This window comes from Intrasporangium chromatireducens Q5-1, assembly GCF_000576575.1.
In the GTDB taxonomy this organism is placed as follows: Bacteria; Actinomycetota; Actinomycetes; order Actinomycetales; family Dermatophilaceae; genus Intrasporangium_A; species Intrasporangium_A chromatireducens.
In genome coordinates this window covers 16,939-29,907 of record NZ_AWQS01000012.1, presented here as the reverse complement: position 1 = coordinate 29,907, position 12,969 = coordinate 16,939, and the positions used below count along the sequence as shown (strand labels likewise).

Genomic DNA, 12,969 nt, shown 5'->3' with positions numbered 1-12,969 from the left:
GTCAGGCGCGTGCGGTCGCCTTCGAGACCCGGGCGACGGGGGAGCGGCCCGCCAGGCCCGCGGTGATGCGGTCGAGGAACATCGCGAGGATGACCACGGCGATCCCGCCCTCGAAGCCCAGCGGCATGTCCATCGTCGTGATGCCTTGGTACACGAGGGCGCCGAGGCCACCGGCTCCGACCATGCCGGCGACGACGACCATCGAGAGCGCCAGCATGATGACCTGGTTGACGCCGGCCATGATCGTCGGCATCGCGAGCGGCACCTGGATCCGCGTGAGGATGCGGCGGGGGGCCGCGCCGAAGGCGTGGCCTGCCTCGACCACCTCGCGGTCGACCTGGCGGATGCCGAGCTCGGTCAGGCGCACGCCGGGCGGCATCGCGAACACGATCGTGGCGACCATGCCGGGGACGACCCCGATGCCGAAGAGGAGCACGGCGGGGATGAGGTAGACGAAGACCGGCAGCGTCTGCATGAAGTCGAGCACCGGTCGCACGACGTGCGAGACCGCCTCGTAGCGTGCCGCCGCGACCCCGATCGGCAGGGCGAACGCCATCGCGACGACACTGCACACGATGACGAGCGACAGGGTGTCCATCGCCTCGTCCCACATGCCCATCGTGCTGATGAGCAGCATGCCGAGGAGGGTGCCGACACCCAGCTTCCAGCTGCTCGCGGCCCAGGCGACGAGTCCGAGGATCACCGCCATGAGGAGGGCGGGCACGACGTGCAGGCCGGCCGCCAGCTTGTCGTCAAGGGCCCGCAGGACGCTGTAGATGGCGTCAAGGATCGGCCCGAGGTTCTCCTGGGCCCAGAGCACCACCGCGGCACACCAGTCGCCGATCGGGAGGCGGGGCAGGTCGATTGCGGTGTGGGTCATGCCGGCACCTCCGCATCGTGGGCGCTCGCCGCGGGCGGGTCTGGCTGCGGGTCAGTCGCCGAGTCGGTCTGGGCCTCGCCGTCCGGGCCGCCCTCGCTGGTGGCACTCGTGTTGCTCAGCGCCGTCAGCAGGGTGACCCGCGGGATGACGCCGACAAGGCGTTCCTGCTCGTCCACGACGGCGAGGGGCACCTCGGAGTCGGCGGCCTCGGCGAGGAGGTCGGCGATGACGGTGTCCGGTGACACGGTCGGCACGGATCGCTCGAGCAGCCCCTCGACGCCGGTGGTGCCGGTCTCGACGGCACGGACGACGGTCTGCTCGCCCACGGTGCCGCGGATCCGGCGGTCGCGGTCGACGACGAGGAGCGTGTCGAGCTGGTTCTCACGCATCAGCTTGTGCGCGGCCCGGGGGCCCTGCTCCGACCGAAGCACCGCGACCGGCGGCTCCATGATCGACGAGGCGGTCAGGACCCGGCTGCGGTCGACGTCCTGGATGAACCGGGCCACGTAGTCGTTGGCCGGGTCGTTGAGGATCTCCTCGGCCGTGCCGATCTGGACGATGCGGCCGTTGCGCATCATCGCGATCCGGTCCCCGAGGCGCATCGCCTCGTTGAGGTCGTGGGTGATGAACAGGATCGTCTTCTTCAACCGGCTCTGCAGCTCCAGCAGCTGGTCCTGCATGCCGCGGCGGATGAGCGGGTCGAGCGCGCTGAAGGCCTCGTCCATCAGCAGGATGTCGGTGTCCGCGGCGAGGGCTCGGGCCAGGCCGACGCGCTGCTGCATGCCACCGGAGAGCTCACCGGGCAGCTTGTCGCCCCAGCCGCCGAGGCCGCACAGCTCGAGTGCCTCGGCCGCGCGGCGGGCACGCTCGGCCTTGCCGATGCCTTGGGTCTCGAGGCCGTAAGCGGCGTTCTCGAGGACCGTCCGGTGCGGGAGCAGTGCGAAGTGCTGGAAGACCATGCTGACCCGCTCGCGGCGGATCCGGCGCAGGGTCTTGGGAGGGGCCGACGTGACATTCGCGCCCATGAGCGTCACCGAGCCGGCCGTCGGCTCGAGCAGCCCGTTGACCATGCGCAGCAGGGTCGACTTGCCGGACCCCGAGAGGCCCATGACGACGAAGATCTCACCTTCCTCGACCGTGAACGACGCGTCGATCACGGCAGCCGTGAGGCCGTCCTGCTCATTCAGTTCCTGTTGTGTGGCGCCCTGGCGGAGCCGTGTGACCCCGTCCCGCGCCCGTCGTCCGAACACCTTGTAGAGATGTTCCGCCTCGATGGCAGGCAAGACTCGATCACCCTCTGCACGTCTCGTATCGTTTCGTATGTCTCGTGGCGGCCCAGATGAGCTTTCCCCCGGCTCGGACCGGCCACCAACCAAGCACAGCGATGAGTGAATGGTCAAAAACCTGGCCGTGGACTGTGTCCAATTCGTTACCCGAGCAGAGGGATTGGCGAGCGGGTCACGCAGCGTCATTGAGCAGTGCGGAACGTGTTGCTTGACGTCGTGAATCTCCTTGGTGCACATCGCAACTCGTCTCGGTCGACGCTATCCTGAAGGTGACCCGGCATACCTTCGGTCCAGGCGCTGTCGAGCGCCTCGGACCGCTGCTCGGGTCGTGCCCGGGGCCGGGCGCCCGCCGTCCGTAGGATGGAGGGATGGACGTCGAGCTGGGCCTGGACACCTTCGGTGACATTGCGCTGTTACCCGACGGGAGCCCACTGCACCCTGCGGCCGTCATCCGTGAGGTCATGGCGGAGGGCCAGCTGGCCGACCGGCTCGGCCTCGACTTCATCGGCCTCGGCGAGCACCACCGCGCCGACTACGCGATCGCCGCCCCCGACACCGTCCTCGCCGGGCTCGCCGCCTCGACCGAGCACATCCGCCTCGGCTCCTCCGTCACCGTGCTCAGCTCGGACGACCCGGTCCGGGTCTTCGAGCGCTTCGCCACCGTCGACGCCATCTCCCAGGGCCGGGCCGAGATCACCGTCGGGCGCGGGTCGTTCATCGAGTCGTTCCCCCTCTTCGGGCTCGACCTGCAGGACTACGAGACGCTCTTCTCGGAGAAGCTCGACCTGCTCTCGGCGATCCTCACGGAGCAGCCAGTGGCGTGGGAGGGCACGACCCGGCCGCCGCTCACGGTCGACCGGGTCCAGCCCGGCACCGAGTCGGGGCGCCTGACGACCTGGGTCGGCGTGGGCGGCACCCCGCAGTCCGTCGTCCGGGCGGCGCACTATGGTCTGCCGATCGTCGTCGCGATCATCGGGGGCGCGACACGGCAGTTCGTCCCGCTCGTCGACCTCTACCGGAGGGCGCTGTCCGAGATGGGCAAGCCGGAACTGCCGGTGGCGATCCACTCGCCCGGCTACGTCGCCGCCACCGACGAGCAGGCGCAGGAGGAGTACCTGCCCCACTTCATCGGCTACATGAACGTCATCGGGCGGGAGCGCCGCTGGGCGCCGATGACGAAGGAGCAGGCGCTGGTGCAGATGGGCCCCGACGGAGCCGTCTACTGCGGCTCGCCCGACACCGTCGCGCAGAAGATCGCCGAGTCGATGCGGCTGCTCGGCGCCACCCGCTTCCAGCTCAAGTACTCCATGGGCACCCTCCCGCACGAGCTGCGCTCGTCATGCATCCGCCTCTACGCCCAGGAGGTCGCCCCCCGGGTCCGCGACCTGCTCGGCGGCGGCGCGTGAGCGGGTCGAAGACCCCGTCCGAGAGCTCCCCGGGCAGCACGCGCCCGTCGTGGAGCGCCTGGCGCGTCGTCGTGTGGTTCGGCCTGGTCAGCCTCGCGGCCGACATGGTCTACGAGGGCGCCCGGTCGATGTACGGCCCGCTCCTCGCCGCTCTCGGCGCGAGCGCCCTCGTCGTCGGCGTCGTGACCGGGGCGGGGGAGGCGATGGCGCTCGTGCTCCGCCTCGTCTTCGGCCCGCTCGCCGACCGCACCGGTGGCTACTGGCCGCTGACGATCATCGGCTACGGCCTGACGGCGGTCTGCGTCCCGCTCCTCGCCATCACGCCGTTCGTCGGCGGCCTCGGGCTCGCCCTCGCGGCCGTCCTGATCCTGCTCGAGCGCTCCGGCAAGGCGGTGCGCAGCCCGTCGAAGTCGGCCCTGCTCGCCCATGTCGCGGCGGCCGTGGGTCGGGGCCGCGGCTTCGGCGTCCACAAGGCCCTCGACCAGGTCGGCGCCTTCGCCGGGCCCCTCGTCGTCGCCGGCGTCATCGCGGCGACCGGCGTCATCTGGCCCGGCATGCTCGTGCTCGCGGTTCCCGGCGTCGCTGCGATGGTGATCCTCGCGATCCTGCGCGCGAAGGTCCCCGACCCGTCGGTCTACGACGGGAGCGCCACGCCCGCCTCGGACCGGTCCCGCGTCGAATCGTCCGACTCCTCAAGTGAACCCGGCGACAGCGACAGCCCGCACGCCAGCGGCAGGTGGCTCAGCGGCATACGGCAGGGCAGCCTGCGGGCGTGGCTGTCCGACGCGACCGGCCGCGACCTGCCCAAGGAGTTCTTCCGCTACGCGCTGGCGGCGAGCCTGACGACGGGCGGGCTCGTGACGTTCGGGATCATCGGCTACCACCTCACCGTCGACGGGATCGTCCCGGTCGCCGCGGTGCCGGTCGTCTACGCCGGCGCGATGGCGGTCGAGGCGCTCGCTGCGCTCGCCGTGGGAGCGATCTATGACTGGCGCGGCGCACACGTCCTGCTCGTCGTGCCGGTCCTCGTCGCGGTCGTCCCGGCGCTCGCGCTCACCCGGTCACCGCTGGTCGCGCTCGCCGGGGTCGCCGTGTGGGGCCTCGCCTTCGGCATCCAGGACTCCACGATCAAGGCGCTCGTCGCCGAGATCGTCCCGGCGCCGCGGCGGGCCACCGCGTATGGCGTGTTCGCCGGGATCCAGGGCGCGTTCGCTGTCGTGGGTGGCGCGGTCGTGGGGTGGCTGTATGACGTGTCGCTGCCGCTGCTCGTCGGTGTCGTCGCCGCGAGCCAGCTGCTCGCCCTCGTGCTGCTCGTCCGGACCGTGCGGGCGACCCCGACGCCGGCGACCGCGACTGCGGGCGGTCCTCAGTAGCCGGCCCGGTCGAGCGCCTCGGTCATGAGCCGGCGGCCGAGCTCGATCATCTCCGCGGCACGGTGGAAGTCCAGCGTCCCGACGGCGTTGGACGGGACGGTGACGAGGACGTCGGGCGGGTTGCTCGCCATCCGGTAGCGGGAGATGAGCGCGCTCATCGTCTCGAAGCTCATCGCGAGCAGGTCGACGGTGCGGATATCGGCGCGGCCGAGCACCCACTCCTCGGGGTGCAGCGGGGGCACCGCCTCGGGCTGCACGTCCGGGTCGAGCGCCTCGGTCGCGGCGGCTCCCGGGGTCGGTAGCCCGTCGGGCGGCTCGCCGGCCGTGGCGTCGCGCCGGTGTCCGACGCTGAACCGGCTCGTGAGGGCGCGGAGCCGCTCGGACTCGAGGACCTCGGCGGTGCTGCGGCGCAGCCGGGAGGTCCACTCCTCGTGCGGGCGGTCCTCGGACGTCTCCTTGACCGGCGGCCCGTGCCTCGTGCCGGTGCGCGTCCCCGACAGGTCGATCGCGACGGTGACATCGGCGTTGACGGCGACGATCGGCTCGAGGGGGACCGGGTTCATCAGCCCACCGTCGACGAGGGTCCGGCCGTTGATGACGATCGGCGTGATGACGCCGGGGATCGCGATCGAGGCGCGGACGGCGTGCACGACCGGGCCGCGCTGGAACCACACCTCCCGGCGGGCGAGCAGGTCGGTCGCGACGGCGGTGTAGGGGATCGGCAGGTCCTCGATCGAGGCGCCCTCGAGGATCTCGCCGACCTTCGCGATGATCCGCTCGGCCCGGATCGCGCCACCGGGCGCGGACAGGGCGAGGTCGAGCAGCCGGAGCACCTCGCGCTGGGTCAGGCCGAGCGACCATTCGGTGTAGGCGTCGAGCTTGCCCGCCGCAGCAACCCCGCCGACGAGGGCGCCCATCGACGTCCCGGAGATGGCGACGACGTCGAAGCCCCGCTCGTCGAGCACCTGCAGGCCGCCGATGTGGGCGTAGCCGCGCGCGCCGCCCGAGCCGAGGACGACCGCCGCCCGCAACCGTTCAGTCACGCTCTCGAGGGTATCCGGGACCGACGACACCGCTCGGCTGCGTCGTGTCCCTTGTGCCCCTTCGTATGCCGCTCAGCGGGTTCTGCGCGTCGGAGCGTGCTCCGGACAGGGTCACTAGACTTCCCGGCACGAGCGCCCGGCGAGGCGCACCTTGACGGAGGTTCGCGATGTCGGAGACCACCTGCCACATGTCCATCTCGCTGGACGGCTTCGTCGCAGGACCGGACCAAAGCGCGGAGGACCCGCTGGGGAAGCGGGGCCAGGAGCTGCACGCCTGGCATCTCGGCGACCCGCGCGCCAATGAGGCCGACAAGATCGCGAATGAGTGGCTCATGCGGCCGCGAGGCGCGTATGTGATGGGTCGGAACATGTTCGGTCCGATCCGGGGGGACTGGGACGAGGAGTGGAGAGGCTGGTGGGGTGCGGAACCGCCGTACCACGCACCGGTCTTCGTGCTGACGCATCACCCTCATGACCCGATCCAGATGGACGGGGGGACGACATTTCACTTCATCACCACGGGCTTCGACGCTGCCTACTCCGCCGCGTCTGAGGCAGCCGGTGGGAGCGGTGTGGACATCGCCGGTGGGGCCCTGACCGTGCGCCAGGCATTGACCGCCGGTGTCATCGACGAGCTGACCCTCGACATCGCCCCCGTCCTGCTCGGCTCGGGCGAGCGCATCTTCGACGGGGTCGAGACCTTCGGCTTCGAGCCCGTCGAAGTGCTCCACTCGCCGTTGACCACCCACATCCGCTATCGCCGCACCACCTGAATCCGGCGCGGGCTCCCGCCGAACCGGCGTCACTTCGCCGGCTGGTGACGCACACCTGCACCGTTTCCCCTTGACCCGCCCTGATCACGGAACGGCCGGCAGCGCCGGGGCTAGGGTCGAGCACATGCACGAACACGAGCGCTTCGATGACGCAGCGGCGACCTGGGACGACGACGCCGGCCATGAGGAGCGGCAGGTGGCGGTGGCCCGGGCCATCGAGCAGGACGTTGACCTCACTCCCGGGATGACAGCACTCGACATCGGTGCCGGCACGGGCCGGCTGAGCATCCTGCTCTCCGGCCGGGTCGGTTCCGTTGTCGTGACCGACCCCTCCGCCGGAATGGTGCGGGTGGCGCGGGAGCGGATCGAGGCGGCCGGGCTGAGCGACCGGCTGCGCGCTGTCCAGGCTGACCTCACGACAGACCCGCTCGAAGGCGTCTACGACGTGGTGTGGAGCTCCATGGCCTTCCATCACGTTCAGGATCTGGATGCGCTGCTGCGGGCCGTCGCGGGCCTCCTCGTCAACGGTGGTCGACTGGCCATCGCGGACCTCGACGAGGACCGCGAGGGCGCCTTCCACGCCGACAAGGTCGACTTTGACGGCCATCACGGCTTCGACAGGCAACGTCTTGCCGAGCAGTTGGCACACGCCGGGTTCACGGACGTGCGCTTCCGTGACGCCACGACGATTCTCAAGGACGACCGCGAGTTCGGCGTGTTCCTGTGCACGGCGACCAAGGGTGGGTGAGCCCTGGTGACTCAGCCCGCGGCGGCCAGCAGGGCGAATGCGGCGACGATGATCGCGACGCGGACGTAGTGCAAGCGGTCCCAGCGGTTCATCTGCTCCTGCCAGTCCGCGGGTAGGTTCTCGGGGGTCCAGGTCTTGCCCCGGTTGTTGATCGGGACGAGCAGTGCGACCGACATGATCACGCTGACGATCAGCAGCGCGCCGGCGATGACGACCAGGCCGGCGCCCTGGTCATGCCAGGCGCTGACCGCCCAGAGCGCGCAGAGGATGAGCGAGCCGATGTACCAGAACGGCATCACGGCCCCGAGCATCCGGCCGCCGTGGGCCCGGCCGCGCACGGCACTGTCCCCGGGCAGGGCGCTGAGAATCGGGTTGAGGACGAAGGCGACGGAGAACTCCACCCCCACCATGAGGCCGACGACGACGGTGGTGGCGATCTCGAGCGAGTGCAGCATGGAGGAACTTCCTCAATCTAGTGACGCTAGGTGATATCGCAACGCTAGCGTTGCTGCTGCTGGATTGTCTAGCGGTGCTAGGCTTTCCGTATGTCGCTAGAGGACCGCAAGCAGCGCGAGCGGGCGCAACGGGAGCGCCTCATCGTGGCGACGGCCCGCGACCTCGCCGAGCAGCAGGGCTGGGACGCCGTCACGACTCGACTGCTCGCCGAACGCATCGAATACAGCCAGCCCGTCCTCTACAGCCATTTCCGCGGCAAGCGCGAGATCATCGGCGCGGTCGCCCTCGAGGGTGCCGCCGAGATGGCCGCAGCGCTCAGGGCCGCCGGGTCGACCGTGGGCGGCCCACGGGAGCGGGTCATCGCGCTCGCTCGCGCCTACCTCGACTTCGCCGCGCGCAACCCGGCTGTCTACGACGCGATGTTCCAGCTGGACGGCGGTTTGGCGTTTGCGTCCGAGGACACCCCGAAGCCGCTCAAGGACGCTTTCAACGCCCTGCTCGACAGTCTGGGTGACGTCGCCGGGGACGGCGTCCATCCCGGGCTGTTCACCGAGGTCTTCTGGGCGGCCCTGCATGGCCTGGCGACGCTGACCGGGGCGGGACGGCTGCCGCCGAAGGATGCTGAGTGGAGGCTGGCCCTACTGGTCGACCGGCTTGCCGGATCCCAGGTCAGTGCCGCGCCCGAGACGACCACGACAGCATAGGGACGTCAGCGGCATACGCCCGCCGGCTGTGTCGTCACTCGCTCCCCAAGCCGGCCGAGGTTTCGCTGTAGAGGACGGCGAAGCGCTGCAGCACGACCGGCATGTCGCGGCTGAACCCGCGATGGTGCACCGCGTGCTCCGTGAAGAACCGTTCGTGCACGTCTCGCCAGGTCGCCAGCGACCGGTCGCCCTCACCCTCGAGGTAGGCATGTTCGGCACTCACCTCGTCGAAGGGCACGATGTCGACGTGGGTCGTGACGAGGAGTGCATGCGGCACGCCGCGCCCGTCGGTGACAATGTCGAGCCCTCCCGGCGTCGGCAGCTCCTCGCCCTCCGCTTCGTAGTCCCACAAGGCGCCGGACGTCGCGGTCTTCGTGCCTGACAACACGAGCGCGAGAAGGTCGTCGGCCTGCTCGGGTGTGGCCCCGAAGCCCCATGCGGGCGGTCGCAGGGATGCCAACGGCCGTTCGCCGGTGTAGACCCCGGTCGGATTGAGCTTGGCTCGCATCCTGGCGACCTGCCAGAAGGAGTCGACCATCGACGAGGCATCGGTGCCGGGGGCGGCTGCATCCATGGCCCGAGGGTAGCCGCACCAATATCCGTTCAGGACGCTTTGCGCCGGGCCCGTCAGGACGACACGCCAAGCCGGTGCCGCACGACGCGCCGGCGCAGGGTGGGTGACGCCTCGACCTCGTAGCCCGCGTCGAGGAAGACCTGGAGCAGCCCGACCGACGCCTCGTCCCAGATCACCGTCTTGCCGGGCGGTGGCTCAGTGGGGTAGCCCTCGAGGATGCGAGCTCCGACCTGCCTGCCGTACTCGACGGTGGCGGCCGCGAGCTCGTACATCAGCCCCTGCCGGCGGAAGCCCTTGCGCACGACGAAGCAGGTGACCGACCAGACGCCCTCGAGGTCGGGGTCCATCCGCATCCACGACTTCTGTCGGGCCCAGATCCTCGGGTAGTTCTCTCGCGGCTCGACGGCGACCCAGCCAGCCGGCTCTCCGTCGACGTAGCCGATCAAGCCGGAGGTGGGCCCGCTGGTGCCGCAGCCGACCTGCTGCAGATGTGCGGCATCGCGGTCGTCCTGAGTGGTGTCGCGCCAGATCCAGCCCGGGACCTTGAGCGCCTGGCAGCGGCACCTGCGGGCGCCACCCGCGTCGAACACCACCTCGACGTCCGCGCTCGTCGCGTCGTTGGCCGGTCGCCAGCTGAACTCGGGCACCCGATCAGGCTAGCGGGGCGCGGTGCGTCGCCGGATGTGTACGGTGTGAACGCACGGTGAGCGTTCCCCGCAGTTTGTCGACCCAGCCCGGCTCCCCCTGGATCGGCCCCGACATCTGGAGGCAAGCAGTGAAGCTTCTCCTCACCTCTGGCGGCGTCACCAACCAGAGCATCCGCGACGCGTTGGTCGACCTGCTGGGCAAGCCGATCGCCGAGTCGACTGCCCTGTGCATCCCGACGGCGATGTATGGGCACCCGTGGGTCGGCCCCGGCGCCAAGGCGTGGCAGTTCATCAGCGGGACCTCCGAGAACCCCATGGTCGACCTCGGCTGGAAGTCCGTCGGCGTGCTCGAGCTCACGGCGCTGCCCAGCCTCGAGGAGGAGCGCTGGGTGCCGCTGGTGCGCGAGGCCGATGTGCTGCTCGTCGCGGGCGGTGACGTGCTCTACCTGTGCCACTGGATGCGAGAGAGCGGGCTGGCCGACCTGCTGCCCTCGCTGAGCGAGACGGTGTGGGTGGGGCTGAGCGCCGGCAGCATGGTGATGACGCCCGAGGTCGGGGACGACTTCATCCAGTGGCGGCCGCCGAGCGGGGATGACAGCACTCTTGGCCTCGTCGACTTCTCGATCTGCCCTCACCTGGCCCCCGACGGCATGCCGGGCAACTCCCTGGCGGAGGCGGAGCAGTGGGCAGCGGGCCTAACGGGCCAGGCTTACGCGATGGACGACGCCACGGCCATCAAGGTCGTCGACGGGGTCGTCGAGGTCGTGTCCGAGGGGCACTGGGAGCACTTCCCCGCGTAGCCGACGTGGACGTGAGATGGGTCAGTTGACGTTGCCCAGGTAGCGGGGCCGGTCGGCCTCCGCGGTCGCCAGCCACCGGGCCAGTGCCCTGGGCCACAGCGGCTGGTCGTGCAAGCCGTCCACGGGCAGCCAGGCGATACCGGTCTGCCAGAGGTCCCCGGCATCTGTCATCCGCGGCTCCGCACCCGGCGCCAGGTCGCAGAAGAAGTACGCCTCTCGCTGGTGCGCCCAGGCGTCCTGGTCGGCGAACTCATGATCCGCGGCGATGTAGTCCCGCACGAAGGCCAGCTCTCCCACCAGCACCTCGCAGCCGATCTCTTCGCGGCACTCCCGGCGCAGGCCCGCGTAGGCGTCTTCGCCATGGTCCTGCCCGCCGCCCGGGCACAGGTAGAACGTCGGGAAGTCACCAGAGTTGACGGTCACCAGCAGGTGCTCGTCTCGCACGATGATGGCCTTGTTCGCCACCCGGATCGTCGGTGCTGCCCCCAGACGGATCCCCGGTGGGTTTGCGATGTTCTCGGCAGCGTCGCCCATCGCGGAATCATGGCACGCACCAGGGCTGCCATCGACCCAACACCGCATCCCAGCGGTGGCAGTCCCGCGGCCGGTCCACACCACGCGGCTGTGCTGCCGCCGCCAGGGCATCATCCCCAGTGCCATCCCGGGATCGGCAGATGACCCGAGCGTTGTCCGGACGACCGAGTGCGAGGAGCCTTAGCTCATGGACTTCCCGGAGATCTGGCCGCAGCTCAGCCCGTCCAGCCGCGCGTGGCTGATCGCGCACAACGGGGAGCCTCTCCCCGACGACATGGTCGGCGAGATCCTGCGCGTCGCTGGCGGTGAGCCGGACCCTCGATGGTGGACCGGCGCCTCAACGGAGGGGGAGACCCAGCTCACCGACGAGGCGGTCGACTGGATCGAGACGGCCGCCAACGACGAGGAAGGCCGAGCACAGCGCAGCGCCCCCATCCGGAGCATCGCTGGTCACGCCTACCCGGGGACGGAGACCGACGGTGACAGTGCGCCGTCGCCGGCCAGCTCCTTGAGCCGGCCGACCACCCGGTCGCGGACGGCCCACGGGTCGATCGTGTTGACGTAGATCTTCGTGCCGCCCTCGAACCCGGCCAGCGTCGAGATCCGCCACTTGATGACGGCCCGCAACGGCATGGGCAGGTCCAGGGTCGGGGGCCGGTGGTGCCACTCCTCGTTCGTCGGCACGTCGACCCCCGTCGCCGCGTGGCACGCGTGAAGCAGGTCGGAGAAGTCCCGCACCTGCTCGTCGCCGAGCTCCCACGGCAGGCTCCGAGGATCGCGCGAGTGGACCTCGAGCGACGGGTACTGGTGGCCCACCCCGGCGAAGGCGACCGCGCTGGGAGTCGACGCGACGACGAGACCCTGCTGGGCGGCATACGTCTCGCCCCATCGTGCGTAGAGGTCCGGCTCCGCGCGGACCCGGGCCGCCTCGCGCTCGGTCTGGACGCTCAGCTCGTCGATGGCGACGAGCTGCTTGTGGAGATGGTCGAACGAGGCGCCGGCCGGGGAGAGCCAGTTCTGGAAGATCGAGACGTAGCAGGCGAAGGGGTTGTCCGCGTAGAGCCGTCGCGCGGTCTCAATGGCGAAAGCCACATACTGCCAGTGCTCCTCGGGTGACAGCGTGCCCGAGCCGGCCAGCTCGGTGTCGGTCGTGGCGCCGTCGACGTAGTGGCGCCGCGCGACGACGACGTCGTGGTTGCTCGCGAAGAACTCTGCGCTGTCGCGGACGTCCTCCTCGAAGGTGCGTGCCGCGAGGGTGGCCCCAGGCACGCCACGCGCGCGCAGCTTGGTGCGGACCAGCGCGCTCACCTGGTCGCGCCCCAGCGGCGTCGAGAGGTATGCCGTCCGCCGGGCGTCCGCATCCGCCGTCGCGTGCCAGCCGTGGCTGAGGTGCCAGTAGTCGTAGGACAGGATCTCGAAGAGGTTCGGGATGAGCCGGAACTCCGGAACGCTCGAGTGCAGGTCCTCCGCGAGCAGGCCGCGGACCTCGCGCCAGCCCGCGCCGGCGCGGACGACGCGGGCGATCTCCGGCGGCGTCTCGAGCATCCGGCCCCAGCAGAAGGCGCAGTACCGGTCGTGGTCGGCCGGGTCGAGGGGGAGCGGGACGCGGGCCTGCCGGGCGAGCGGTCGGGCGCCACGATCGGGCAGCGTCCACACCTTCGTGCCGGTGAACGGGTTCACCTGCTTGACGGTCCCGTCGGGAAGGCGCTCGAGCGGCTCGGTCATCCCCTCCACCCTAGGTGGCG

General features: G+C 70.4%; 14 protein-coding genes. 6 read left to right on the top strand and 8 right to left on the bottom strand.

Translation table 11 applies throughout. From position 1 onward, the window contains the following. Window position 1: 1 nt before the first annotated feature. Together N864_RS03015 and N864_RS03010 are read right to left on the bottom strand one after the other, a co-directional pair. Window positions 2-880, bottom strand: coding sequence for an ABC transporter permease (locus N864_RS03015; RefSeq protein ID WP_034713308.1), 879 nt, complete (start codon window positions 878-880; stop codon window positions 2-4). Next, window positions 877-2,163, bottom strand: a complete 1,287-nt coding sequence (locus N864_RS03010) for a quaternary amine ABC transporter ATP-binding protein (RefSeq protein ID WP_155892800.1) — start codon at window positions 2,161-2,163, stop codon at window positions 877-879. The genes N864_RS03015 and N864_RS03010 overlap by 4 nt, the downstream gene beginning before the upstream one ends. 371 nt (window positions 2,164-2,534) lie before the next feature. On the opposite strand from N864_RS03010, the gene N864_RS03005 reads away from it, so the two are divergent. Then, on the top strand, window positions 2,535-3,572 hold the full coding sequence (locus N864_RS03005; RefSeq protein WP_034713305.1) for an LLM class flavin-dependent oxidoreductase: 1,038 nt from the start codon (window positions 2,535-2,537) through the stop codon (window positions 3,570-3,572). Continuing rightward, window positions 3,569-4,945, top strand: coding sequence for an MFS transporter (locus tag N864_RS03000; protein ID WP_240474189.1), 1,377 nt, complete (start codon window positions 3,569-3,571; stop codon window positions 4,943-4,945). Before N864_RS03005 ends, N864_RS03000 begins: the two co-directional genes overlap by 4 nt. Here N864_RS03000 and N864_RS02995 read toward each other — a convergent pair. Beyond that, window positions 4,939-5,988: a patatin-like phospholipase family protein gene (locus tag N864_RS02995; protein WP_034713350.1), complete on the bottom strand. Its 1,050-nt coding sequence runs from the start codon at window positions 5,986-5,988 to the stop codon at window positions 4,939-4,941. The two genes, N864_RS03000 and N864_RS02995, sit on opposite strands and share 7 nt — an antisense overlap. Before the next feature lie 167 nt (window positions 5,989-6,155). On the opposite strand from N864_RS02995, the gene N864_RS02990 reads away from it, so the two are divergent. Then, window positions 6,156-6,761 (top strand): dihydrofolate reductase family protein, encoded by a 606-nt coding sequence (locus N864_RS02990; RefSeq protein ID WP_034713304.1) that lies wholly within the window; start codon window positions 6,156-6,158, stop codon window positions 6,759-6,761. Window positions 6,762-6,885: 124 nt separating this feature from the next. Continuing rightward, window positions 6,886-7,509, top strand: coding sequence for a class I SAM-dependent methyltransferase (locus tag N864_RS02985; RefSeq protein WP_034713302.1), 624 nt, complete (start codon window positions 6,886-6,888; stop codon window positions 7,507-7,509). A gap of 11 nt (window positions 7,510-7,520) precedes the next feature. On the opposite strand, the gene N864_RS02980 is transcribed toward N864_RS02985, so the two are convergent. Continuing rightward, a complete protein-coding gene (locus N864_RS02980) occupies window positions 7,521-7,964 on the bottom strand; it encodes an anthrone oxygenase family protein (RefSeq protein WP_034713300.1) in 444 nt (147 codons plus the stop codon). A gap of 90 nt (window positions 7,965-8,054) precedes the next feature. On the opposite strand from N864_RS02980, the gene N864_RS02975 reads away from it, so the two are divergent. Continuing rightward, window positions 8,055-8,669, top strand: coding sequence for a TetR/AcrR family transcriptional regulator (locus N864_RS02975; protein WP_051518116.1), 615 nt, complete (start codon window positions 8,055-8,057; stop codon window positions 8,667-8,669). A 34-nt stretch (window positions 8,670-8,703) separates the two neighbouring features. Here the strand turns inward: N864_RS02975 and N864_RS02970 are convergent, their stop codons facing one another. Both N864_RS02970 and N864_RS02965 read right to left on the bottom strand, forming a co-directional pair. Next, window positions 8,704-9,243 carry an ASCH domain-containing protein gene (locus N864_RS02970; protein ID WP_051518115.1) on the bottom strand — a complete coding sequence of 180 codons (540 nt, stop codon included), beginning with the start codon at window positions 9,241-9,243 and terminating at the stop codon, window positions 8,704-8,706. 53 nt (window positions 9,244-9,296) lie between these two features. Next, window positions 9,297-9,890, bottom strand: coding sequence for a GNAT family N-acetyltransferase (locus N864_RS02965; protein WP_034713298.1), 594 nt, complete (start codon window positions 9,888-9,890; stop codon window positions 9,297-9,299). A 128-nt stretch (window positions 9,891-10,018) separates the two neighbouring features. Between N864_RS02965 and N864_RS02960 the strand changes: the two genes are divergently transcribed. Continuing rightward, on the top strand, window positions 10,019-10,690 hold the full coding sequence (locus N864_RS02960) for a Type 1 glutamine amidotransferase-like domain-containing protein (RefSeq protein ID WP_034713297.1): 672 nt from the start codon (window positions 10,019-10,021) through the stop codon (window positions 10,688-10,690). Between the two features lie 21 nt (window positions 10,691-10,711). Here N864_RS02960 and N864_RS02955 read toward each other — a convergent pair whose 3' ends face one another. After that, window positions 10,712-11,224, bottom strand: coding sequence for an NUDIX domain-containing protein (locus N864_RS02955; protein ID WP_051518114.1), 513 nt, complete (start codon window positions 11,222-11,224; stop codon window positions 10,712-10,714). 456 nt (window positions 11,225-11,680) lie between these two features. After that, a complete protein-coding gene (locus N864_RS02945; protein ID WP_034713294.1) occupies window positions 11,681-12,949 on the bottom strand; it encodes a DUF4921 family protein in 1,269 nt (422 codons plus the stop codon). Between the last annotated feature and the right edge of the window lie 20 nt (window positions 12,950-12,969).